18 protein-coding genes and 1 other annotated feature are annotated in these 24,958 nt (G+C 38.8%); of the genes, 12 read left to right on the forward strand and 6 right to left on the reverse strand.

Annotated features, from left to right (window positions below; genetic code table 11):
- Positions 1-64 precede the first annotated feature (64 nt).
- The 5 genes from ACVBAX_RS07755 (at position 65) to ACVBAX_RS07775 (ending at position 5,004) form a co-directional block, all read left to right on the forward strand.
- Entirely contained in the window at positions 65-667 is a 603-nt protein-coding gene (locus tag ACVBAX_RS07755) for a hypothetical protein (protein ID WP_447116533.1), read from the forward strand.
- Positions 660-2,360: a GMC family oxidoreductase N-terminal domain-containing protein gene (locus ACVBAX_RS07760; protein WP_447116534.1), complete on the forward strand. Its 1,701-nt coding sequence runs from the start codon at positions 660-662 to the stop codon at positions 2,358-2,360. Before ACVBAX_RS07755 ends, ACVBAX_RS07760 begins: the two co-directional genes overlap by 8 nt.
- Positions 2,361-2,788: 428 nt before the next feature.
- On the forward strand, positions 2,789-3,964 hold the full coding sequence (locus tag ACVBAX_RS07765; protein WP_447116535.1) for an Alp7A family actin-like protein: 1,176 nt from the start codon (positions 2,789-2,791) through the stop codon (positions 3,962-3,964).
- A gap of 8 nt (positions 3,965-3,972) precedes the next feature.
- The gene (locus ACVBAX_RS07770) at positions 3,973-4,554 is read left to right on the forward strand and encodes a hypothetical protein (RefSeq protein WP_430776800.1); all 582 of its coding nucleotides are present in this window, start codon (positions 3,973-3,975) and stop codon (positions 4,552-4,554) included.
- A 174-nt stretch (positions 4,555-4,728) separates the two neighbouring features.
- Positions 4,729-5,004 (forward strand): hypothetical protein, encoded by a 276-nt coding sequence (locus tag ACVBAX_RS07775; protein WP_447116536.1) that lies wholly within the window; start codon positions 4,729-4,731, stop codon positions 5,002-5,004.
- Between the two features lie 57 nt (positions 5,005-5,061).
- Here ACVBAX_RS07775 and ACVBAX_RS07780 read toward each other — a convergent pair whose 3' ends face one another.
- From ACVBAX_RS07780 to ACVBAX_RS07795, 4 genes are all read right to left on the reverse strand, one after another.
- Positions 5,062-6,324 (reverse strand): glutamate-5-semialdehyde dehydrogenase, encoded by a 1,263-nt coding sequence (locus tag ACVBAX_RS07780; protein WP_447116537.1) that lies wholly within the window; start codon positions 6,322-6,324, stop codon positions 5,062-5,064.
- A gap of 13 nt (positions 6,325-6,337) precedes the next feature.
- A complete protein-coding gene (gene proB / locus ACVBAX_RS07785) occupies positions 6,338-7,468 on the reverse strand; it encodes a glutamate 5-kinase (RefSeq protein ID WP_447116538.1) in 1,131 nt (376 codons plus the stop codon).
- Between the two features lie 31 nt (positions 7,469-7,499).
- A complete protein-coding gene (gene proC / locus ACVBAX_RS07790; protein ID WP_447116539.1) occupies positions 7,500-8,357 on the reverse strand; it encodes a pyrroline-5-carboxylate reductase in 858 nt (285 codons plus the stop codon).
- A gap of 292 nt (positions 8,358-8,649) precedes the next feature.
- Positions 8,650-12,156 (reverse strand): bifunctional 2',3'-cyclic-nucleotide 2'-phosphodiesterase/3'-nucleotidase, encoded by a 3,507-nt coding sequence (locus tag ACVBAX_RS07795; RefSeq protein WP_447116540.1) that lies wholly within the window; start codon positions 12,154-12,156, stop codon positions 8,650-8,652.
- Between the two features lie 335 nt (positions 12,157-12,491).
- Positions 12,492-12,702 (forward strand) — a binding site (T-box leader).
- Positions 12,703-12,757: 55 nt separating this feature from the next.
- Between ACVBAX_RS07795 and proB (ACVBAX_RS07800) the strand changes: the two genes are divergently transcribed.
- The 6 genes from proB (ACVBAX_RS07800) (at position 12,758) to treR (ending at position 20,601) form a co-directional block, all read left to right on the forward strand.
- On the forward strand, positions 12,758-13,882 hold the full coding sequence (proB, locus tag ACVBAX_RS07800; RefSeq protein ID WP_447116541.1) for a glutamate 5-kinase: 1,125 nt from the start codon (positions 12,758-12,760) through the stop codon (positions 13,880-13,882).
- Positions 13,879-15,126, forward strand: coding sequence for a glutamate-5-semialdehyde dehydrogenase (locus ACVBAX_RS07805; RefSeq protein WP_447116542.1), 1,248 nt, complete (start codon positions 13,879-13,881; stop codon positions 15,124-15,126). The genes proB (ACVBAX_RS07800) and ACVBAX_RS07805 overlap by 4 nt, the downstream gene beginning before the upstream one ends.
- A 141-nt stretch (positions 15,127-15,267) precedes the next feature.
- Positions 15,268-16,479, forward strand: a complete 1,212-nt coding sequence (locus tag ACVBAX_RS07810; protein ID WP_447116543.1) for an ATP-binding protein — start codon at positions 15,268-15,270, stop codon at positions 16,477-16,479.
- 218 nt (positions 16,480-16,697) lie between these two features.
- Positions 16,698-18,125 (forward strand): PTS system trehalose-specific EIIBC component, encoded by a 1,428-nt coding sequence (gene treP, locus ACVBAX_RS07815; protein ID WP_447116544.1) that lies wholly within the window; start codon positions 16,698-16,700, stop codon positions 18,123-18,125.
- 61 nt (positions 18,126-18,186) lie between these two features.
- A complete protein-coding gene (treC, locus tag ACVBAX_RS07820; protein ID WP_447116545.1) occupies positions 18,187-19,869 on the forward strand; it encodes an alpha,alpha-phosphotrehalase in 1,683 nt (560 codons plus the stop codon).
- A gap of 15 nt (positions 19,870-19,884) precedes the next feature.
- Complete coding sequence (gene treR, locus ACVBAX_RS07825; protein ID WP_447116546.1) at positions 19,885-20,601, forward strand: trehalose operon repressor; 717 nt, start codon at positions 19,885-19,887, stop codon at positions 20,599-20,601.
- A 379-nt stretch (positions 20,602-20,980) separates the two neighbouring features.
- Here treR and ACVBAX_RS07830 read toward each other — a convergent pair whose 3' ends face one another.
- Together ACVBAX_RS07830 and ACVBAX_RS07835 are read right to left on the reverse strand one after the other, a co-directional pair.
- Complete coding sequence (locus ACVBAX_RS07830; protein ID WP_447116547.1) at positions 20,981-21,889, reverse strand: Gfo/Idh/MocA family protein; 909 nt, start codon at positions 21,887-21,889, stop codon at positions 20,981-20,983.
- Positions 21,890-22,153: 264 nt separating this feature from the next.
- Entirely contained in the window at positions 22,154-22,447 is a 294-nt protein-coding gene (locus tag ACVBAX_RS07835; protein WP_447116548.1) for a Dabb family protein, read from the reverse strand.
- Positions 22,448-22,691: 244 nt separating this feature from the next.
- On the opposite strand from ACVBAX_RS07835, the gene ACVBAX_RS07840 reads away from it, so the two are divergent.
- Positions 22,692-24,881, forward strand: coding sequence for a S8 family serine peptidase (locus ACVBAX_RS07840; protein ID WP_447116549.1), 2,190 nt, complete (start codon positions 22,692-22,694; stop codon positions 24,879-24,881).
- Positions 24,882-24,958: the final 77 nt, after the last annotated feature.

Genomic DNA, 24,958 nt, shown 5'->3' on the forward strand with positions numbered 1-24,958 from the left:
CTATCCTTTCAAGTTCTCAAATAAAATTAGAGGATGGGGATTTTTGTTTGTAAGGGGGAAGAGCATGATAAAACCTTTAAACAGTGAAGTATCTGATGTTCATACCAGGATAACCATCCAAGCGGCAGTGGACGCCATTCTGCAGGCTTCTCCAATGGATGAAGTGATTTATGGGTATGTTATAGCGGTTTTGGATCAGACTTTGCCTTCTACAGGAAATCAAGGAGAAACGATCTCTTTGTCAAAACAGACAGCAGATTTATTAGATCTGGCTGCTTTTCAACTATTGTACATAGAAAAAGGAATTATATCGGTATTTTCTATAGAAGGGGTATTCACTACTCTGTCACGTAGTGAGCGGTTAAAGGCAATCAATTTGTTAGAAAGATTAGAAGTCCCTTTGGAGAGCTTGCCAGAACCTTTTACTAATAATCCAGGTTTAACGCAAAGTATGAAGAATACGATAATCCAGCTTACATTTTTGGGCTTTTATTCGGAGTGGACTGGATATGGGACCACTAGATTTAATCGACCTGAATATAAATGTATCGAGTGTTTTCCAGTTGGGTGGATTCAAACAAAATACCCAGGACCAGCATTTGGGTATCGAAATCTTCGTGGATTTTCATTAGGTGATCCGAACAAAGGGGGAAATCATCATGTCTAATCCAGATGTTATAGTCATTGGTGCAGGAGGTGGTGGAGCAGTAATAGCGAAGGAGCTTGGGGAAAAGGGATTAAAGGTATTAATTGTAGAGGCGGGCCCATGGTACGGAAATCAAAAGTGGCCGAGTCCCAATCTTCAATCTGGGGATAAAGAAAGTTCCGATAAAAATGATTTAGATATTACTCTTTATAGGCAACAACTAAACAAGTATGAAGACAATATGAATAATCTGGTTACAGGTAGATTTCGATGGGGCCCAGCAAATAGAGATCGGGCACCATGGGTTCGCTTGGCACCACATAAGCAAATTATTTGGCAAAGTGCGGGTGTGGGAGGGTCCACACAGCATTATACAGCAAATTCTCCTCGTGCTTTCCCATCAGCCATTGACCAAGTATGGCCACTTTCCTATCGAGAACTCATTCCTTATTATGAAAAGGTAGAAGCCACACTGCCCGTTCACTTTGCCCCAACAACGGCAAAGGAAGAATTATTTTATTTCGGAGCAAAAAGAGCGGGGTGGCAGCTTAATGCCACCTTAAATGTTACAAGTCCGGCCTATCGTCCACAGCCAAACGCAATCTTACCAGTAAATAAGAATCTTAATAATGTAAATGTTTCACTTGAACAATTATCGTGGATGGAAGGATGCACCCTTTGTGGCCACTGTATAAATGGCTGCCCACATGGCCCTTCCATAGATAAGGTTGCAAAAAGGTCAACCACCGTTAGTTACATCCCATTGGCTTTAAGTACTGGTAATGTCACGATTAGACCCAATTCGTTTACAATAAAAATCTTAACAGAGACCAGTCATTCACGAGAGTTACATGCGACTGGAGTACGCATTAGGGATACATGGACAGGTGAAGAGGAAGAATTAAGAGCAAAGGTGATTGTTCTTGCTGGAGGTAGTATAGAGAGTCCGCGACTCTGGCTAAATTCTAATCTCCCACAAAATCCATGGGTTGGAAAAGGGCTAACGAACCACTATATGGACTGGGTAACGGGAATCTTTAATGAAAAAGATCTTATGTCTATCTTAGGCGAACCTGATCTCCATCCTTTTATTGGACATACATGTGGTGCAAGACTAGACTTTCCTGGCTTAGGTTCGATTCAAACGGCCGGAATGAGCCCAGGTCTAACAGCTACTCTTTCCTATGGAATTAGTCAATTTGGGTGGAGTATCTATCAAAAGGAACAGTCCAAATGGGAATTTTATCATCAAATTGTTGGAAGCAAATTACAAGATTTAATGTTAAATTACAGAAAAACATTGAATGTATTAATCATCACAGACGATGAGGTTGATCATAGAAATGGAGTGAACCTCCACCCTACAATTAGCGATGAACATGGTCCAGTACCGCACTTGAGCTATACTCCTACGAAAAAGTCCATGAAAAATAGAAAAGAATTAATGAAAATGGCTATTTATATTTTGCATAAAGCGGGTGCAAAACAAATGATTTCATCTAACTGGCCAGCAGGAGTCATGATTCATTTGGAAAGTACAATGAGAATGGGGTATGTAGTTGATTCTAATTGTGAAGCTTACCAGGTAAAACAGTTATTTATCGCTGATAATAGTGTTCATTTTAACGGTTTGGGTGGAGTAAATCCCACTCTTACCACTCAGGCATTAGCGACACGTACAGCTGAAAAACTAATTGAAAAATATTTCAATTAGTATGATTACTAAATGAATGGTTACGCATTCCTCCTTATTATAAATCATAAATACAAATTTAGGTCTTACTTGAAGTAGGGCCTTTTTGAATATTAACGATATTAATCAGATCATTTCCTTTGTTTACAAAAGCCGTATACATGTTTACTTAATGTAAACAACTTGTATACTTTTATGTTTACATGTATACAAAAGTGTATACATCCCGGTTTAATCATATGTATACGTGTTTGTAGGGATTGTTTACAATTACGTATACAAAATACAGTTTGTTTACAAGTTGTTTACAGGTTTACAATTTCATTTCTTTTCAGAAAGGTTCATTGAATAATCTAGCAATATCCTATACGCTTTAATAGAAAGATACATAGAAATGATCAGCAACTAAGAGCTATAAATCTATTAAAAATAAGAAGGGATGATCTATTATGTCAAACTCTAGAATTGCAGCAGTAGATGTTGGAAATGACTCGATTAAAGCAATCTTTGGGGAGATGGAATATGAAATTAATATTCCTAATATTGTTGCCAGGGATACAGAAGATAGACCGGTCATTGGAATAGAGGAACTGGATAGTAAAAATCCCTTTGATGGCATTCACATTAAGGTGCATTCTCCGGCCTTAAAAGACAATAATGCCATTTATCGTGTAGGCCATCTTGCAACAAAAAGCAACAATGCAACAGAATTGGACCCAGGAAGTAGCAAGTCAGAAGAGGATCAAACATTGGTCATGCTTTTTGCTACCCTTGCATTGGATGCTGTGAAAGAAGAGAATACGGGTATTTTTCCGAGATCAAAACAAGTGATAGATGCGAATTATACGCTTGGTACGGGTCTTCCGCTTCGAGAAGTAAAGGAAGGAAAGGATGCTGGGTACCGCTCTAAATTAGTCGGTTCTGTCCATCAAGTAGAATTTCTTGTTACCCCTAAATATCAAGGGTTAAAAGTAAATATTAAATTTAACGAAGTGAAAATATATCCAGAAGGTTTTGCAGCTTATATTAATCTTGTGATGGATACCCAGCTCAAGATTATTAATAAGGATTTAATAGATAAAAGAATTCTTATTCAGGACATTGGAGGACTTTCCACAGATATTGCAGTGATAAAGAATCGAAATGTCGACGATGACAAGGCACAAGGATTCAATCTAGGCGTATCAGAATCTCTAGAAGCCATAAGAGAAGAAATAAGAACAAAACATGGGGTAGAGTTAGATAGCCGTCGTGATGTCGTAGAAATTATCACCAGAAAAAATGACCGTAATCATATTATGGTGAAAGGCAGTCGTACGAGTGTTCATGACATTACCGATCGTATTTTACTGGAGCTAGCCAAAAAACAATACCGTTTGTTGCGGAATATTTGGCAAAAGAACTCACAAACGGAAATCTGTTACTTTGTTGGCGGCGGCGCACATGTATTAAAGGATTATATTAAAACACTAAATAATAATTTAGATGGTTATAATATTGAATTTTTTGAAGATGAAAAAGAGAGTATTTGGATGATGGCTAATGCCTATTACAAGCTTATTACGGATTATGTAAGAAAAGTAGAAAAGCCAAAGAAAGCCCAAGAACCAGTTAAGAATTCATAGGTGATGATATGAAAAAATCAGCTTCCAATGAAGTGAAGAGAGGCCAAGCTATTTCCTTTCGAATTCCTTCTGATACACCAGATCATTTATTAAAGTATTTACAAAAGCTGAAGGAAACCGAAAGAAGAAATTTTTCTAGTAAAATAGCTGAATTTGTCATGCAGGGAGTTAGCCAGTCTTCGTCCAGGGAACAGGAAACGATCACGATTCCGATTCCTCATAAATTAAGCAAATCCCAACGAAACTGGTTAAAGCATGAGCATTCAGAGGCTTTACTTGGAAGTATCATGTACCAGCTGTTAACGGATCCGGTTCGAGCAACTGCATTGCTCGCTTCCTTAAATAGTAATGCTCTAGATATCTCTGAAGCACTATATTTACAGGAGGAATCCAATCTTGATGAGCATTTCATTGAGCCTATCCCTGAAATAGCCGTTTCAAAAGAGCTAGAGGCATCAGAAGACGATCTGGATGCCTTTAGCTGGGAGAGTATTAGCCAGGAAGAACCTGAAACAACGGACGAAGAGGAAGATCATGAGAATGACCTTGATAGTCTTTTAGGCGATTTCCTTTCAAAAATGAATAAATAGAAATGTTTGATCCCTTGTCTATTTCTAGATGAGGGATTATTTATTTTTCTAAAAAAATTTCCCAGGAAGTTATTCGGCAACTTTGAATGAATATATTTTTCTTGTAATATACTTCCTTTATATATTAAGATTTCCATAATTAGTAAGGGTCATCTTATGATGGAGGAGAAACAAGTGAAGCTATTTTTAATTATTACTCAAATCCTGTATGTTCTATCTTTACTGCCTTGGTTTGTTATTTTGGGTATGTCTTTTATGAGCTTTGATGCGGGCATAGGTCTCTATAATTCTTTATTTGTCATCACTATTACCTTATATCCGGTTGCGGTCATTGTTGCCTCGATTCTTTCTTGGGTATTCCACCGAAAAAGAAAGAAGCTTTCCGTTACTTTTAATTTGGTTCCGATGGTATGGGTCATTGCCTTCGCTATATTTATGTTATGGGTGTAATAAAACGAGAAGGACGATCATGATGAGGGATGTACTCATGATCGTCCTTCTGTTATATCATCGTATTTGTCCGTTACCAGACATCATAAATTTCACCGTTGTTAACGCAGGTAAGCCCATGGGTCCGCGAGCATGTAATTTTTGAGTAGAAATTCCAATCTCAGCCCCAAATCCAAGTGCTCCACCATCTGTAAACCGTGTGGATGCATTATGGTATATAGCTGATGCATCTACTAAACTCATAAACTTTTTCGCTGTTTCTATATTCTCGGTTACAATTGCTTCGGAATGCTTGGTTCCGTAAGCTTCAATATGATCAATGGCTTCTTCGACGTTGGTAACGGTTTTGACGGCTAAGTCTAAGCTTAAATACTCGTTTGCCCAATCTTCCTCCGTCGCTTGGACCGCATTGGGAATATAAGTTTGAGCCTCTTCATCACCATGAACTGTAATACCATGTTTATTAAAAATATCAACGAGATGACTCTTGTTTTTGATAAGCCATTCCTTATGAATAATGGCTGTCTCTAACGCATTACATACAGCAGGACGGTCCGTCTTCGCATTAACTAGGATGTTTAATGCTTTATCAACATCTGCTTCAACATCAATGTATAGGTGGCAGTTTCCAACTCCAGTCTCGAGTACAGGAACGGTTGCTTGGTTCACCACTGCATTTATTAGAGAAGCTCCACCTCTAGGAATGAGCACATCGATATGTTCCTTCATTGTGAAAAGCTGTTGAGTAGCTTCGCGATTTGTACTTGCGATAAATTGAACAGCTTCTTTTGGGACCAGTGTGTGATCTAGTGCTTCATGCATGACTTGAACGATCGCTTGATTTGATAATAAAGCAGATGATCCGCCTTTTAACACAATAGCATTTCCTGATTTAATGGCGAGCCCGGTGGCATCAACGGTCACATTTGGACGTGCCTCATAGATCATTCCAATGACGCCTAATGGAACGGATACTTTTTCAACTAATAAACCATTGTCTAGTGTCCAACTTGATAGAATCTTTCCCGTTGGATCCTCTAGAGTAGATACTTGTCGTAGACCTTCAGCAAATTCCAATACTCTTTCTTTAGAAAGGGCCAGACGATCCATATAGGCGGTGTCATAACCTTTTGCTCGACCCGCATCTAAGTCTAGCTTATTTGCTTCTAAAATTACGTCTGTCTTTGTTTCTAACGCGTCAGCTAAAACATGCAAAACTGTATTTTTTTCAGAAGTTGATAATTGGCTTAGGACTTTTGCTGCTTGTTTTGCAGCAATGGCTTGCGCTTCGACATTTGATATTTCCTTTGTTACTGACATGCAATTCCTCCTTTTATATGACAACAGGCAGTGAGAGCTCTAGTTCACACACAAAGTGTTCGAGTTGAATAACTTCATGATGACTCAATTCTTTATCTGAAGAGTTCAAAATACTTTCAAGTTCTTCAGTTGAATAATTTACTACACCTAATCCGACTCTTTCGCCCTGGTGATCTAGAATTCGAATAACAGAACCTTTTTCAAACCGTCCGTTCACTTTCGCAATATGGGAAGATAGAATGCTCTGTTTACACTCAACAACGGAAAGCTTTCCCTTTTCATTTATAAAAATTTCTCCCTTTGGACCGGAGTGGAAGGCAATCCACTGTTTCTTTTGATCTAAGTTGACCATCTCGGTAGAAACTTCGAAATAAGTCCCTTTGGCGGTACCTTCAACAGCATCATTTAATATATTTGAAATGGTTGCTTTGCCAAGAAACGTGCTTATACCAGAAGCCATAGCAATCTTCACGGCGTCAATCTTAGACTTCATTCCTCCCGTTCCAACAAGACTTCCCGAACCACCTGCACCTTGTTCAATTTCCGGTGTAATTTCGTATACTTTTTCTAGAAGTTTGGCCTGCTCATTTTTCCGGGGATCTGAATCGTAAAGGCCATCTATATCAGATAAAATGATCAGCTGGTCAGCTTCAATTAATCCGGCTACTTTAGCAGATAAAGTATCATTATCTCCAAACTTCAACCTGTCGACTGTGACGGTGTCGTTTTCATTAACAATAGGTATAATTCCTCGTTCTAATAATACGTTTAGTGTATTTCGAACATTGTGATACCGAGTTTCATCGGAAAAATCACTACGTGTAATTAATATCTGAGAGGCAATATACCCATGGGATAGGAAAATCTCTGAATAGGCTTCAATTAGTAGCCCTTGGCCAATAGAGGCTGCGGCTTGTTTCTCTGGGAGAGAAGTGGGGCGATTAATGCAGCCTAGTTTACGATATCCAGCCGCGACAGCTCCGGAGGATACAAATACAATTTCATGACCAGCATCCTTTAAAAGAGCAATCTCATCTGCTAATTTTTCAAGTTTCCGCCGACTAATTTCCCCGTGTCGACTGGTTAAAGAACTGCTTCCTACTTTTATTACAACCCGTTTCTTACTGTTATCAAGGGTCGTCATTTTATCACTCCTGAGAAAAGTTTATATATCTTTACTTATTTGTGGCAGATCTAACTAAAAGACTTTCTTTTATCTGCTCGCTAATTTCCTTCGAACGTTTGGCAGCAAACTCGACGGCTTTAGCTATTGCTTTTCCACCGCCATTCACATCTAGTGCTTGTAGACCAGCAGCTGTGGTGCCGTTAGGGGAGGTCACTTTTTCTCTCAAAACGGCAGGTGTCTCATCTTGTTCCTGAACCATTTTTGCAGCTCCAACAATTGTTTGAGCGATAATTTGTCTCGTGGTTTCTAAGTCAAATCCAGATTTTGCGCCTTGCTGTTCCATATGCTCCATTAAATAATAGAAGTAGGCCGGACCACTTCCTGCTAGTCCTGTAAAAGTATCCATATTTTTCTCATCGATTTGAAAAACCTCACCGATGCAATCAAGTAACTCTTTTGTTACGGAAACATGATTATCTGTTGTTTTATGACCTGGGGATATGGCAGTAGCTGATTCGCCAATTGCACTTGATGTATTCGGCATCACTCGAACTACTTGCTGGTCATCATGAAGGTTTTGTTCTAGGTATGTTGTTGTAATTCCAGCTAGGACTGACAAAAGTAGTTGGTTAGGGTTAATTTGCTGTTTTAAAAAGCTTAATGCTTGATCCACATCTTTTGGTTTCATGGCCAAGATAAAAATATCTATTTGGTCAAACGGTAAATGTTCAAGCTTCATTGCTTTAATTCCATACTTTGCTTCGAGTGCAGCTAGTCTTTGTTCATTTGAGCGGTTAGTAGCAATGATATTTTCTGCTGGGATTCTTTCTGATAAAACGAATCCAGCAATCATTGCTTCTGCCATAGAACCTGCACCTATAAAGGCAACTTTCTTATTGTGTAGCATCTCATCTCTCCAGTTTTGTTCGTATTTTTGTTCGTAATGTATCTCAGAATTTAATACTAACACGATGATTTTCATATTCAAGGAGTTCAAGAAATGTTAGGAGCATTTCTTCCAATTAGTAAGTGTAAGCGTTACCATTTGAAGTTGTAGCCTCGAGAAAGCCTCTCAGCATGATATAAAGCGTCTCAGTCGTAAATATAAAGATTTTTCTGATATATACGGTTGGGTTGCTTCTAGAGTAACGAACATGAAAAAGCTCTCAAGAGAACATGTTCTCCTGAGAGCGAGGGTATTAGTATACTCTTTTAATTCTCCCTTCAGACTTGTAGTCAACAGGGGAAGTAAGGGATTTAACAAAATCGACAGTTGCATCTAAATCAACTGGGCCAACTTCCATGCTTGAAGATAACTCATTAATGCTTGAACCTGTGTTTCCGTACATATAGTTGTTCACGACCACCGTGTATTCTTTTACTGGGTCAATTGGAGTTCCATCAGGTAATGTGATATCAACAACTTTTCCAGTCTTAGCAGCATCGTCATATGTGTACGTATATTTGAATCCAGAAATATGGTAATCAAGGCCTCTAGTTGTGATTTGCTCATTTAGGATCACGCGTAAGTCTGCACCACTTAGAGTCGCTTTATTTAGAACATTTCCAAATGGTTGAATGGCAAATAAATCACCGTAAGTTACTTCTCCTGCATCAAGTTGAGAGCGTACTCCACCACCATTCATAAGTGCGAAATCAGAGTCCATAGCTACTTTCATGCCATCAGCAATCAGGTTTCCTAATCCTAAATCACCAAATTCCTTTGCAACTGTTGGATATCCTTTTTCAAGGGTAGTAAGGGATTGTCCAACTACTTGTGCTTTAATAGGTTCTACTTTTTCAGCATACTTTTTCATAATCGCAGCCACTGCTGGATCTGGAGTGTACTTGTCTTGGTAAACAGTTTTAATTTCTGCGGATTTCTTAAAAATATCTCCTGTAAAAGGATCGATTTCTAAGTCTACATCAGAGAATGCAGATCCGTAGGAATAGGCTTGTACAATCAGCTTATTGTCTACTACACGATTCACTTTCACATGGTTGTGAGCAGCGAAAATCACGTCAACTTCATCATTTACTTGTTCTGCAATTCTGCTAGCATCATAGGAATCAGTGTATCCAGTTTGTGTAGCAGGATTGTGGGCAAGAACAGCAATTGCTTCGACACCTTGAGATTTTAACTCAGAAGTGTACTTGTTAATGGCTTCTACTTCATCTGTGATTTTAAGAGATTCATTGCCTTTTGTGACAATCATAGTAGGAGTTTCTTGAGTTACCACACCAATAACTCCAATCTTTTGCCCACCAGTTTCAAGCACTGTGTATGGTTCAGTGATTAACTCTCCATCTCTTGTGTCATATGCATTTGCTGCAACAAGAGGGAAGTTCATTCCATCATATCCTGGAGTACCGTTGGGATGGTCTCCACCGTTCATCATACGGTTAAGCTCATCGATCCCTTCATCAAACTCATGGTTTCCTAAAGTTCCAGCATCAAAGCCGATTTCTTCAAGAACTTCAATCGTTGGTTCATCTTGGAATAATGCAGATATTAAAGGGCTTCCTCCAATCATATCACCAGCATGTAAGATTAATGTGTTAGGGTTGGTAGCTTCTTCTTGCTTTAAGGCACCAGCTGTATACTCAATTTGACCAGCCAAAGAAGTGCCAACTTTTGTAACTGTGTCTAACTGACCGTGTAAATCATTTACACCTAAAAGCTGAACCTTCACTCCACGGTTTAGGTTAATATTAAAAATACCAAATCCAGCTAAATCTGTTTTGCCAGTATAAGAGAATGGGCTATTTTCTCCAATGTATTGCTCTGCCTTTGGTGAAGTTGTAAATGTTACATTCACATCGCCTGAAATAGGAGCAATAGACCAGTTATTATCTGCTGTTGGAGTAATTACTTTTTCTTCAGAAATGTAATCCATTAAAATTTGACGGTTTTCATCCGCTGAATCAACCACTAATTCACTACCCTTTAGTCCTGGGAAGTTTCCGCCACCACCAGCACGGTAGTTATTGGTGACAACAATAAATTCTTGTTCAGGGTCAACTGATTCACCGTTGAATTCTAAATTCACGACACGGCTAGATTCAGGGTTTACTAGATTGCCTTTTGTATCGTACTTAGCGGGCTGTGTTACATCAATTTGATACTCAACTCCATCAATTACATCGAAGTTATAAACAGGGAAGGATGGATTTAGAAGCTGCTGCTCATCTGTTTTAGCTGGATCAATTTGATTGAATTTCCCTGCAGTCATTTCAATCCATTCCTTAACAACAGATCCTTTTACTTTCACAGCCTTTAACGTATTGTCGTAAAGGTATAAATCACCAGCGCTACGAATCGTTAAGTCACCTTGCTTAATTTCTGTATACTCTTCAACGCCATTTCGTCCTGCTTTAAATGGCGCACCAACAGAAAGGATAGGAAGGTCTTTTAATTCGGGTTTATTTAAACCAATATACTTTTCTACATACCATTTTTGTGCGTTTGTTACCACTTGAATAGATGGATCATCTTGCACAAGAGCAAAATAGCTATAAATATCATCGGTGGTTGTTCCGATAGGAGTGTTTACATATTCAATCGTTGCATCGTGATCAGCTTTTACTGCTTCCACAATTCTCTCATCTGGCTTTACTGTATCGATGGCACGTGTAGAAGATTGAGAATCTGCAACAGACCATTTTCCTTTTACCTTTTGAAGGGTAAGGTCGATAATACCTAAAGCTCCACCACCGTAACCAGCTTGCACAGCTGCAACGCCATTAATGGTTCCTTTTGCATTATCTACGCCAGGTAGAGGTTGTCCATCAGCACCTTTGAATAAAGCATCTAGTGCACTAACATCTTTTGCAGGGAATACTTTATGAGTGTGTGAGAATGTAATTGCATCAATGCCATCTACTTTACTTAAAGCGTAGACTGTATCTTCTGAGTTAGCTTCACTTCCGCTAAAGCCAGAGTGAGCCATTGCGATAATCACATCAGCTCCTTCTTCCTTCATCATCGGTACGAAGCGTTCAGCTGATTCTACAATATTTTTTGTGATGACCTTGCCGTCTAAGTTTGCCTTATCCCACTCATTAATTTGAGGAGGAACAAATCCGATATAACCAATTTGAATAACTGCTGTTTTGCCGTTTTCATCTGTTACTTTTTTATTAACGATTTTATAAGGTGTATATTTATTTACATCATTGGTTGGATCATTATCATGATCATCTTCATAAACGTTCGCATTAACGAACGAAAAGTCCGCATCATCATATACTTCATCAAGATATTCTAAACCATAGTTGAACTCATGGTTTCCAAGGGTTGCCATGTCATAACCCATTAAATTCATTGCTTTAATAGCTGGATGAACTTCTCCGTCCTCTAAAGGATCAATCTTGGCTTTGTAAGTTCCAAGAGGAGTCCCTTGAATAAGGTCACCATTGTCTACTAGGACAGAATTATCTGCCTGTGCTCGTGCTTCTTTTACAAGTGTCGCTGTTTTTGCCAAACCTAACTTTGGAGCGGTTGCATTCTTGTAATAATCAAAGTCTAATAGATTCGTATGAATATCAGTTGTCTCCATGATACGAAGTTCAACTTCTGATTGAACTTTGTTAACGGAAGGCTTTGCTGCAAGTACATTGGTTGGTATTAATGGTGCTGCGATCATGCTGAGAGCAAGTGTGCTAGATAAAATCTTATTACCTTTCTTTTTGCTTTGCAGTTTCATTCGATCCATCCATCCTTATCGTCGTATTGAGATATTTAGGGTCTCTAAGATAAAATATAGCATGGCTAATATTAAGTTGGTGTTAAAAAATGACTAAGTTTAATAAGTTGAATAGATAGACCTAATGTGCAGAAAAATCGACAAATTTCACGTGGTCTTTTCTACCTCAAATTTATATACTAATATAGGTATAATTACATGGATGATCAATTTTGGAATAGATTAACAGGGTGGAGTTGTTCTTTAAAAAGAAATAAATAAAAAGGCGAAAAGGCTAAATATTCTTGACGAATACATGGATAAAAATTATAATATTCTGCAAAGAAATAATGAACGAAGAAGCGATGAGAGGAATTAGTACATCTTGTACATGTGTGAAGAGAGTGGGGTCCTAGGCTGAGAGTCCCTGCCACCGCTGACAGATAGAACCTGTCCTTGAGCAGTTAGCAAAAACTAACCGTTTCCCCTCGTTACGGGGTTTTGAGAGGCAGCCTTTTTAAGGTTGCTAAAAAGGTGGTACCGCGGATCAACTCTTCCGTCCTTTTAAGGATGGAGGAGTTTTTTTATTTAGGTGAAGAATTTTAGAGAATGAGGGATTGAAGTGGCTAAACAGCGCATTGTTGTAAAAATCGGGAGTAGTTCGTTAACGAATTCGCAAGGTGGACTATCAAAGAATAAGATCGCAGAGCATGTGGCTGCACTGTCTAAGCTGAAGAAGGAAGGAAACGAAGTGATTCTTATTTCTTCTGGAGCAGTGGCTGCAGGGTTTTCAGTTTTAGGATATCAGACAAGACCTGTGACCATTGCTGGTAAGCAAGCAGCTGCCGCTGTGGGTCAGGGGTTGCTCATGCAAAGCTACTTTGAAGAGTTTCAAAAAGAAGGAATCGTGTCTGCACAGCTTCTTCTAACAAGAAATGATTTTTCCCAACAAGAACAATACAATAATGCCTATTCCACATTATCGGAGCTATTGAAACGTGGGGTCATACCAATTATTAATGAAAATGATTCGGTTGCGGTAGATGAACTAACATTTGGCGATAATGATATGCTTTCTGCTTTGGTTAGTGGATTTATTCATGCCGATACGCTCATTATTCTTACAGATATTAATGGTTTATATGACGGAAATCCACGCAAGGACCCAAATGCCAAAAAGTATAATTTCCTCCCTGAGGTAACAGAGGATGTACTAGAGGTAGCAGGAGGCTCTGGTTCAAAGGTCGGTACAGGTGGAATGAGATCTAAGCTTGAAGCAGCAAAAACGGCTTTGTCCGTCGGTGTGAAGGTGTTTATCGGCAAGGGAGAAGGAACGGATAAGCTAATAGATATTGTTACTGGTAAGGGTGATGGCACTTATATTGGCTATAACCTTGGGGCGTCATTAAAAAGTAAGAAACAATGGATAGGAATTCATTCACATATTTCCGGTCGGATTGACATTGATTCAGGGGCAGAACATGCCGTCATTCATCAAGGTAAAAGCCTTTTGCCAGCAGGGGTAAAACATGTGGAGGGCTCCTTTACACGTGGTGACGTGGTAGAGGTATGGAATGAAAAAGGAGAGTTAATTGGAAAAGGGCAAATCAATTATACAGTTGAAGAGCTATCCAAAATTAAAGGACTTTCTAGTAAAGAAGCAAATATAGTAAATATGCATAATCGGATTGAAGTCATTCACAGAGATAACTGGGTTACTTTTACGAAGGAGAGGAAACAAAGATGACAGAATTATTAGAAAAGGCACGTCTGGCAAGTACTCTAGCAACTAGCTTAGCTCTTTGTACAACCAAGCAAAAAAATGATGCGTTGCTCCTAATTGCGAACCAATTACTTGAGGACATCCCTTTTATTTTGCAAGAGAATAAGAAGGATATCGAGGCTGGAAGGCAAAGTGGGATGGGGGAAAATCTACTTGATCGCCTTAAATTAACAGAAGAACGTATTCAAGACATGGCAGAAGGAGTAAGACAAGTAGCTACCTTACAAGATCCAGTGGGGGAGATTTTGGAAGGCTGGGATCGTCCGAATGGTCTTCATATAGAGAAAGTTCGAGTTCCTCTTGGTGTCGTCGGAATGATCTATGAAGCAAGACCGAATGTCACTGTTGATGCAGCAAGTCTTTGCCTAAAAACAGGTAATGCGGTGTTATTGCGAGGAAGTTCATCTGCCATTCATTCAAATAAAGCGATTGTAGCGGTTATTCACCGTGCACTTGAAAAGAGTGAATGTCCTCCGGAAGCGGTACAGTTACTCGAAGATACAAGCAGGGAAACGGCGTCTCAAATGTTTAAGTTAACCGAGTACCTAGATGTTCTTATCCCTAGAGGAGGAGCAAACCTCATTCAGTCCGTTGTAAATAATGCTTCGGTTCCTGTTCTTGAAACAGGGGTGGGGAATTGCCATATTTATATTGATGAAAGTGCAGGTCATAAAATGGCCATTGATATTGCCGTCAATGCGAAGACGCAACGACCATCTGTGTGTAATGCTGCAGAAACGATACTAGTCCACCAAAAATGGGCAGATCAGCATTTAGAGGATTTAATAAAAGCATTACAGGAGAAAAAGGTGGAAATAAGAGCAGATGAACAGGCAAGACAATTCGATAAAGATTTACTTCCTGCTACCGAAGAAGATTGGGAAACCGAGTTCTTAACCCTAACAGTAGCACTTCGTGTGGTGTCTCATGTTGATGAAGCAATCAATCATATTGCGAGCTATGGATCAAAGCATTCAGAAGCGATTATTTCGGAATCTGCTGAGAATGTAGAGGCATTCTTTAATAGGGTAGATGCAGCGGCCCTCTATCACAATGCTTCTACAAGGTTTACGGATGGCTTTGAATTTGGATTTGGGGCAGAGATAGGGATTAGTACACAAAAGCTTCATGCACGAGGTCCAATGGGCTTACCAGCTCTTACCTCTACTAAGTACATTGTTCGTGGAACGGGACAAATAAGAGAATAAAAAATAGCAAAAATAGAGTAGCAGATTCCCTGAGCTACTCTATTTTTGATTTAAATTTTTTCCAAAACAAAAGGGTAATTATGGTAGTATAAAGGGAGAATCGTATTAACCGAATTGCAACCCTGGTTTAAAGGAGTAAGTATGAAGGAACTTTATACGGAAATTAATAAAAAACTGTATTATTTTACGATAACTGTTGTTATTGCCATTATGTTAATGGGGCTGTTAGTTGACAACCCACATTATAGTCAAGATGGAGTAGCCTTTTTTACCCATGGGTTATTTCTTGCATTTTTTGCTATTTGTTTATTGTTGTATCCGAGATATACATCTCATTATTCCCGATTGCTCATCATGATTTCATCATTTGTGTATTTTTATTCGCTATTCTTTATATATCCTGATACATGGTCAAACTTTATCTTTTTGTGCTTTATTCCAGCTATCTCGATTTTATTTTTTGATCCAAAACTCTTTTATTTTTCATTGGGACTTAATAGTTTTGCGATCATGATGACTTTCCTATATATCATACTTGTTGATCAAGGTGTTCGTTATTCCTATATCCAAGAGGATCTGGTGGGAAATATAATCAATTTCTTTGGTAGTCAAGCCATCATTTACTTTATTTTTTATATATCTTATGGTCGGTTAAAAAAACAACAACTATATTTTCAACAAATAAAACAGGCAGAGCGTTTGAAGACGACTGGACAACTTGCAGCTGCAGTTGCTCATGAAATCAGAAATCCTTTGACAGTAGTTAAAGGATTTCTACAGTTTTACGAGCAATCCAATGAAGTAGATATGGAGTTAAAAAAACATTTTCATTTAATGGTCGATGAGTTGAACACAGCGGAACAGGTTATATCCCAATTTTTATCGATTGCAAAGCCAACGAAGGAAAAGGAGTTAGAACCGGTAAATATAAGGCAGGTTCTTCAAAGCGTAACTGATTTGCTCCATTCCTACGGTCTATTACATGATAATAAAATCGAGTTGCAAATTGTAGAAGATTCCTATGTGGCAGCAAATACAATTGAAATGAAACAGTTATTCATTAATATCATTAAAAATGCAATCGAAGCATCGAATATCGGAGATTCTGTCGTAGTAAATGCTTCAAAAATAAAGGATATGGTTGAAATTAATGTGATTGATTTTGGCCAAGGAATGACAGAGAAGGAAATTGAATCTTTGGGTACTCCTTTTTATTCTTTAAAAAGTAAAGGGACCGGACTTGGAATGATGATTTGCTTTAATATTGCAGAGAATTACAAAGGGAAAATAAGCTTTAAGAGTGAAAAAGGAGAAGGAACAACAGTCACCATCCGTTTTCCATCCCTCATATAATCATTTTTAGAAAAGTTAGTGAACGTCCGTATTCGGGCGTTTTTTTTTGTGGAATTTTATTTTTAAAAAGTAGATTGACAGATTTGTATATACAAGTTAGAATGAAAACGTAAACAACACATGTATATACAAGTTGTCCGAAAATGTAAGCGAATTTATTTTTCTTATTTGTTTCATAATAATATTATTTGGTAACTTTTTACCAAGGAGGAATTCGAATGAGTAACTATGCTCAACCGGCAAAAGACTTGCTTGAACATATCGGTGGTAGCGAAAATATTTCCGTTGTTACCCACTGTGTGACAAGAATGCGCTTTGTTTTAAAAGATCCAAAAAAGGCAGATATAGATAAGATTGAGTCCATTAAGCTTGTAAAGGGTACTTTTACACAAGCGGGACAATTCCAAGTGATTATTGGGAATGAAGTGTCATCCTTCTATAATGAGTTTATTAAAATAGCTGGTGTAAGTGATACTTCTAAAGATGAGGCAAAACAAGCAGCGAAACAGAATATGAACTGGCTTCAACGTATGATTGCTCACCTTGCAGATATCTTTACTCCATTAATTCCAGCCATCGTTGTTGGGGGTCTGATTCTTGGTTTCCGAAATGTAATCGGTGACATTAAAATGTTCGAGGATGGAACGAAGTCATTAATTGAGATTTCTCAATTTTGGGCTGGAACTCATGCGTTTCTATGGTTAATTGGGGAAGCGATATTCCACTTCTTACCGGTAGGGATTACATGGGCAGTTGCTAGAAAGATGGGGGCAACTCCGATTTTAGGGATTGTATTAGGGATTACGCTTGTATCACCACAGCTATTAAATGCTTATGGTGTGGCAGGTGCGACTGAAGTACCATTCTGGGATTTTGGTTTTGCAAAAATAGATATGATTGGTTACCAAGCACAAGTGATACCAGCGATTTTAGCAGGTTTAGTTCTTTCATTCCTTGAACTAAAATTACGTAAGGTCGTACCAAATGCGATTTCCATGATTGTTGTACCATTTTTAGCTCTAGTTCCAACTGTATTAATTGCACATACCGTACTTGGACCAGTAGGTTGGGCGATTGGTTCTTTCATCTCTGATGTTGTATACTCTGGCTTAACTTCTGCAGTGGGCTGGTTATTTGCAGCTGTATTTGGATTTGCCTATGCACCACTTGTTATTACAGGTTTACACCATATGACGAATGCGATTGATTTACAGTTAATGAGTGAGCTAGGTGGAACAAATCTTTGGCCAATGATCGCATTATCAAATATTGCTCAAGGTTCTGCTGTATTAGCGATGATTTATATTAACAGAAAGAACGAAGAAGAAAAGCAAGTGTCTATTCCTGCAGCGATCTCTTGTTATCTTGGTGTAACAGAGCCAGCGATGTTCGGTATTAACTTAAAATATGGCTTCCCATTCCTAGCTGCAATGATCGGCTCCATGGTAGCAGCTGTTATCTCCGTAGGAAGCAATGTAATGGCGAACTCGATTGGTGTTGGTGGTCTTCCTGGTATTCTTTCGATCCAGCCACAACATATGCTAACATTCGCTATTGCGATGGTTGTTGCGATCGTTGTACCGTTCATCTTAACGGTTGTATTTGCAAAGGCAAACGTAGGTAAAATATCTTTCAAAAGAAAATAAAGTCGAGAGGAACATTTACTTGTTCCTCTTTTACTATTAAATAAGGGCTGGTGCTACAAACATGACTCAACCTTGGTGGAAAAAAGCAGTCGTATATCAAATTTATCCAAAAAGTTTTAATGATACGACAGGAAATGGTGTAGGAGATATTAAGGGGATTATTGAAAAATTAGATTACTTAGCAACTCTTGGTGTAGATGTTGTTTGGTTAACACCTATATACGAGTCTCCGCAGCGCGACAATGGGTATGATATTAGTGATTATTTTCGTATCTATGAGCCTTACGGAACAATGGAGGACTTTGATTCTTTATTAAAAGAAGCCCATAAACACGGGATCAAAATCATTATGGACATTGTTGTGAACCATACGTCAACGGAGCATCAATGGTTTATTGAATCTAAGTCTTCAAAGGACAATCCGTACCGTGAGTTTTATATATGGAAGGATGCGAAAGATGGTGGAGCTCCGAACAACTGGGAGTCAAAGTTCGGCGGAAATGCGTGGCAATATGACGAACAAACCAATCAATATTATTTACACTTGTTTGATGTGACACAAGCGGATTTGAACTGGGAGCATGAACCGGTTCGTCGAGAGGTTTACGATATGATGAAATTTTGGCTAGATAAAGGGGTGGACGGCTTCCGTTTAGACGTGGTGAACTTACTGTCTAAGGATCAGCGCTTCTTAGATGATGATGGGTCAACCGGTCTAGGAGATGGCCGTAAATTCTATACAGATGGTCCGAAAATTCATGAGTATCTAAATGAAATGAATCAAGAGGTATTTTCTCACTATAACATCATGACCGTTGGAGAAATGTCCTCTACATCCATTGATAACTGTATTAAGTATACAAACCCAAAGCGAAAAGAGTTGGATATGACCTTTAGCTTCCATCATTTAAAGGTTGATTATCCAAATGGTGAGAAATGGACAAAGGCAGACTTTGATTTCCACAAGCTGAAGCAAATATTATCTGACTGGCAAGTGGAAATGAATAAGGGTGGTGGTTGGAATGCCTTATTTTGGTGTAACCACGACCAGCCAAGAGTGGTGTCCCGCTTCGGAAATGATAAGGAATACCATCAGAAGTCAGCAAAGATGCTTGCGACAGTTATTCATTTGATGCAGGGTACTCCTTATATTTATCAGGGGGAAGAGTTTGGAATGACCAATCCAAACTTTGGTTCCATTGATGACTATCGTGATGTGGAGTCGTTAAATATATTTGAGATCCTTAAAGGGAAAGGCATGACCGAACAGGAAATTCTCGACATTCTAAAGCAAAAGTCACGTGATAATTCGAGAACACCCGTTCAATGGAGTGATGAGGAAAATGCAGGATTTACTACGGGCACTCCTTGGATTCAACCAGCAGCAAACTACAAAGAGATTAATGCAGAAAAGGCAATGGCCGACCAAGATTCAGTTTTCTATCATTATCAAAAGCTTATCCAGTTAAGAAAAGAGTACGATATCGTGACAGACGGAAATTATGAGTTGCTTTTAGCCAATCATGATGCTATTTTTGCTTATATACGAGATAATGGTGATGAGAAATTACTAGTCGTGAATAATTTTTATTCCAAAGAAGTAGAGTTTCAATTACCTGAGCAAGTGGATATGGAAGGTGTGACTAGCACCATTTTACTATCCAACTATGCTGACTCATCAGAAGAGATGAAGCAAATGAAACTAAGACCGTATGAGTCTGTTGTGTACTATTTAAAAAAGTAAACTGGAGTTTTTAACATGACAAATAAGTATTTAACGATCCATAACGATATTGTACAGCAAATAGAAGCAGGGCAAATTGCCCCTAATACACTTTTGCCCTCTGAGCATGAGTTAAAGGACCGTTACAATACATCGAGAGAAACGATCCGAAAAGCACTAAACCTACTGTCACAAAATGGGTATATACAAAAGGTGCGGGGAAAGGGCTCGATTGTCATTAAAAGTACAAAAGTAGATTTTCCAGTCTCTGGACTAGTCAGTTTTAAAGAACTAGCTGATAAAATGGGGCAAAAGCCGGTCACCATCGTTCACGAATTGTCGTTGATGAAACCCGATCCATTCATCATGAAGCAGTTGAACTTATCTAGTAAGGACCATGTCTGGCAAGTGTTTCGAGTGAGAGAAATGGGTGGAGAAAAGGTAATTCTTGATAAAGATTATCTGAATAAAAAATTCGTTCCTGCTTTAACTAAGGAAATTTGTGAGCACTCGATATATGACTATCTTGAAAATGACCTGCAGCTCAGTATCAGCTTCGCAAAAAAGGAAATTATCGTAGAAGAACCGACAGAGGAAGACCGGCAGTTATTAGATTTAGATGGTCATCATAATATTGTTATTATCAAAAATTATGTGTATCTGGATGATGCGAGTTTGTTTCAGTACACCGAATCCAGACACAGACCAGATAAATTCCGCTTTGTCGACTTTGCGAGAAGAAATCATATATAAGACGAGTTTTATAGAAGGATTCCTTCCTAATTAAAAGACACAAGGAAAGACGTATGAGCATACGTCTTTTCTTTCTTTCTTTAGCTGCTGATTCCCACATCTAGGTTCAAGTGGATCAGGTTAAGCACTCGAGCTGAAAATAAACGGAGAAATTACGGTTAATTATTAATTATTATTAAAAAAAGCGTAAATAGAAGGAGAGATTCCGCCTATTGGCTCGAAAAAGTCAAAAAGGAGCAATTTTTCTTTGCATAAGCGGAAAACCTCCCCTTATTTACCCCCAAACGAGGCTCCATTCTGCATTTAACCGGAAAATCTCCTCTTATTTTACTTTTGCTGGCAAGAGGCTAATATGGATGGTTCTCTTGCTTTGTTTAAGTTACGCTTCAGGATCTATATGTTTGACGATTCTCTCACAAATCTCATGGGTGGTGAGAGAGTCATCAATGGATGGGTCTGGTGTCGAATTTGTTTGGACACATTCGATGAAATGGTCCAATAGCTGGTAAAAACCACGCTTATATAGCGTCGGCTCCCAGTCACCGAATTTTGTTATGCTAATTTCTTTATCATGATATCTCGTTGTTTCTACTAGGCTGTTCACGACAAATTTCTGATGCCCAGACATATATTCAATGATTTCTTCAGTTACACCACCGTTCCGATTCATGATTCCGATAGCTATACAACCATCACCAATTAGCTGGATAACAAGTTGATCCAGTTTTTCTTTGGTTTTTACATAATCAACCTTTACCTCTTTGACTTCAGTAGCCATGAGGAAACGTAGCGTATCTACAACATGGATAAAATCTTCTACCACAAATCTACGTACATAATCTGGTGCTGCAAAGCGATTCTTTTGCATAATAATAAGGCTTGGTTTCCCGTGTTCTTTTAGCTCTCTTACTCGAGGGATAAATCGTCTGTTGAAACCTACCATGGCAATTTTCCCTTTGTCTTTAGCTAGCTTAACAATTCTGTCAGTTTCATGAAGGTTCATGGATATGGGCTTATCGATGTATGTATGAACCCCATTTTCCAGCAACATTTCTGCTATTTCAAAATGACCTTCTGTCGCTGTGCTTACGATGGCTGCATCAATTTTTTTTGAAAGTAACACATCGATATTCTCAGCGGTTTCTTGAATTCGGTATTTTTTAGACAATTGAGCAAGCGTTTCAATATTTCTTGTACAAAGGACAAGCTCAATTCCTTCTTTTTCAGAAAGTACGGGTAAATATGCTTTCTTTGCAATATCTCCTAATCCAATGATTCCAATTTTCATAAAAACACCTCATTTCTACTCATTTAAAAAGGCTGTTTTCTAAAACATTGTTGCTTTTAGCACTACTTTATTGAAATAAAACACTTATTTTCTAAAAAGTCATAAGTTCATTGAACGTTTTAGAAAACAGGGGCTCTATATTTAAAGAGTAAGATTGAATATACGGTTAAAAAGCCGGCATTAGGGCTTTTTACAAAACAACAAACTTTACGAAAACAACCTTTAAAAAACAGCCCCACAATTCTTATTGTGGGGCATAAACTCTTAAATCTCAATATCTACACCAATGCTATCAAGTCTTCCAACCTCGCGGATGAAGGCAGCAACTTCTTGGTGTTGTTCATTTATTGTATAGGCTTCAACGGCAGCCACATTTTCGAAGCGAACCATAAGAATCACCTGATATTCCTTACTTTTTTCAGAAAGATTGAAGGCAGCTTGAATTTCAACCACTCCAGTAATTGCTTTTTTCAGTGCTTTAAAGCGTTTGATTACCTCTTCCATTTGCTCCTGTGTTGTTGTTTCAGCGAATTTTAGTAATACAGTACGTTGTATCATGTTGATCCTCCTACTAATTTTCTTTTCTTGTATTCTATAATGTTCGAGCATATATATCAATAAATACATGAATTCCCATTTTTACTACAGAAATAGTGTTCATTCGGCAAAATCATTTTCATAATAGAACAAAACTAGTCAAAGGAGAAATTTCTCCTACCTAGAAATTAAACTAGTACGCGTAATTTCTAGTAGATTTACTAGAAAATTACATAGAAAAATAGCTTTAAGGGAGGAATACTTGTTGAAGATAGCAAGGAGTTTGAAAAGTATTTTTGGAGTTCTCTTAATTTCTCTATTAATTTTTACAGCAGCTGTACCGATTCAAGCGATAGTAAAAAATGATGATGGACAATCTTCTGTTACCGTAGACAGTGAATATGCTTTTATACAGTTTGGAGACGTCCCAATTGCTTCCTATGAGGGAACGATTGCGGGATATGAGAAGACAAAACCATCACAAGGGAAAAAAGTAGATTTGCAGTCACGAGCGGCAAAAAAATATGGAAGTCGTTTGGAAGCCCAGCGCACAAATTATATAAAATGGTTAGCTAAACAATTTCCTCAAGTAGAAGTGGTCACAGAGTATGATGTTACGTTCAATGGAATTGGCTTAAAGTTAAACGGAGCTTCCCTAAAGGAAGTTAGCCGTGGTCCAGGAGCCGTAAAGAGTGGGTATAGTGCAACCTATCAAAAAGCAATGAGTGAAAGCACGGCTTTAATTGGTGCAGAAGCGATTTGGGAGTCTGTTGGTGGACAAGCAAATGCAGGGGAAGGAATGAAAGTCGGTATCATTGATTCAGGAATTGATCAAACACATGAATTCCTTGAGCCAAATGAGGGAATGACGTATCCAGAAGAATTTCCTAAAGGGGATACAAGTTTAACTACTCCTAAAGTCATTGTAGCTAAGGTATATAGCCAGAATCCAAAGCTAAGCGCAGAAGCAGTCGATAGCCATGGTACGCATGTAGCAGGAACGGTTGCAGGAAAGGCAGGTACAGAAACGGAAATAGATGATAAGACCTTGAGTGGAGTAGCACCTGGAGCGTACCTAGGGAACTATAATGTTTTCCCGGGAGATATCGCAAATGCAAAAAGCTTATTTATTGCTAAAGCCGTTGAAGAAGCGGTTGAGGATGGTATGGACGTTCTTAACTTAAGTTTAGGGGGAACACCACATAAAGGGGCAGACCTGCTTGATATGACCGTGAATTCTGCGGTAGATGCTGGGGTAGTAGTGGCCATCTCAGCTGGAAATGAAGGACCAGGGAACTATACGGTTGGATCTCCTGGAACAGCGGAGAACGTAATCACGGTAGCAGCAACAACAAATAGTCGAACCTTTGCGATGACATTGGAGTCAGAAGCATTTGCAGAACCAACCATTGCGACAACAGGTACACAGGGTGGAGAGGTAAAAGAACCTTTAACAGGAGAGTATGCGGTATGGGCTGATGTGGCTGGTGGCGATAAATTGGCATGTACCGCTATATCTGGAAAGCCATTAGAAGGAAAAATTGCGGTGATTCAACGCGGCTCTTGTACATTTGCTGAAAAAATTAATAACGCGGCTGCAGCAGGTGCAGTAGGGGTGATCATCTATCAGCTTGACGGAATTGCTGAACCAACGCCAATGTCTTCTGATGGTGCACTAGTTCCAGCCGTTATGATTGGAAACGAAGCAGGAAAGGCGCTTATAAGCTGGACGGGAGATCATACCGTTACCATCAATAGTGACTTACAAAAGGTAAGCACAATTCCCAATCTGTTAGCAAACTTTAGCTCGTGGGGACCAACGCCAAATTACACACTTAAGCCTGATGTGGCAGCTCCAGGGGTAAATATTTTCTCATCTGTCGTGGGTGGAGGTTATGAGCTTTACCAAGGTACATCCATGGCATCTCCACATGTAGCAGGTTCTGCCGCCGTATTATTAGCGTATAGCAAGCAAAATGATTTAGGCTGGGGGCCAGCTGAAGTGAAAGCGGCCTTAATGGGAACAGCAAATGATGTAGAAGGAAGTGTTTTACCTGATACAGATGTTTCTGATCCATTAAAAGTGGGAGCAGGTCTTATTGACCTTAGCAAAGCAATGAGTCCATCAGCGCTTGCCTTTCCATCATCCTTAAGCTTTGGATTAGTTCGCCCGGTTGGAAACCAGACGTATAAGATGAATGTTACGTTAACGAACCCAACTAATGAGGAGTTAGCTTATACCATTAGAGATGATGAAAATGTAAAAGTGAGTGATATGGAAGTAACGATTCCTGCTAAAGGAAGTAAGGAGATTACGGTAGAAGTGGTGAACCGTGGTACTCATACAGGGGAACAAGCAGGTACACCAAATTTCGTTAGCAGCTACTTGAACGTAAGCTCAGCTGCAGGTGATATTCGGATTCCATACTTATATGTAATGGATTACAATCGCTAAAACATATAAAAGGAGATTGCCAGGGGGGAAGGGCAATCTCCTTTTTTCAAAGTTAAGAGATATTATTATTGTTAATA

The sequence above is a fragment of the Robertmurraya sp. GLU-23 genome (genome assembly GCF_052983275.1).

Coding starts and splice junctions, on each gene's coding strand:
- treR (WP_447116546.1), top strand. CDS start 19,885: ATGACAAATAAGTATTTAACGATCCATAACGATATTGTACAGCAAATA.
- proC (WP_447116539.1), bottom strand. CDS start 8,357: ATGCTACACAATAAGAAAGTTGCCTTTATAGGTGCAGGTTCTATGGCA.
- ACVBAX_RS07755 (WP_447116533.1), top strand. CDS start 65: ATGATAAAACCTTTAAACAGTGAAGTATCTGATGTTCATACCAGGATA.
- proB (WP_447116538.1), bottom strand. CDS start 7,468: ATGACGACCCTTGATAACAGTAAGAAACGGGTTGTAATAAAAGTAGGA.
- ACVBAX_RS07835 (WP_447116548.1), bottom strand. CDS start 22,447: ATGATACAACGTACTGTATTACTAAAATTCGCTGAAACAACAACACAG.
- treC (WP_447116545.1), top strand. CDS start 18,187: ATGACTCAACCTTGGTGGAAAAAAGCAGTCGTATATCAAATTTATCCA.
- ACVBAX_RS07760 (WP_447116534.1), top strand. CDS start 660: ATGTCTAATCCAGATGTTATAGTCATTGGTGCAGGAGGTGGTGGAGCA.
- ACVBAX_RS07770 (WP_430776800.1), top strand. CDS start 3,973: ATGAAAAAATCAGCTTCCAATGAAGTGAAGAGAGGCCAAGCTATTTCC.
- ACVBAX_RS07795 (WP_447116540.1), bottom strand. CDS start 12,156: ATGAAACTGCAAAGCAAAAAGAAAGGTAATAAGATTTTATCTAGCACA.
- ACVBAX_RS07765 (WP_447116535.1), top strand. CDS start 2,789: ATGTCAAACTCTAGAATTGCAGCAGTAGATGTTGGAAATGACTCGATT.
- ACVBAX_RS07810 (WP_447116543.1), top strand. CDS start 15,268: ATGAAGGAACTTTATACGGAAATTAATAAAAAACTGTATTATTTTACG.
- ACVBAX_RS07805 (WP_447116542.1), top strand. CDS start 13,879: ATGACAGAATTATTAGAAAAGGCACGTCTGGCAAGTACTCTAGCAACT.
- ACVBAX_RS07780 (WP_447116537.1), bottom strand. CDS start 6,324: ATGTCAGTAACAAAGGAAATATCAAATGTCGAAGCGCAAGCCATTGCT.
- treP (WP_447116544.1), top strand. CDS start 16,698: ATGAGTAACTATGCTCAACCGGCAAAAGACTTGCTTGAACATATCGGT.
- ACVBAX_RS07830 (WP_447116547.1), bottom strand. CDS start 21,889: ATGAAAATTGGAATCATTGGATTAGGAGATATTGCAAAGAAAGCATAT.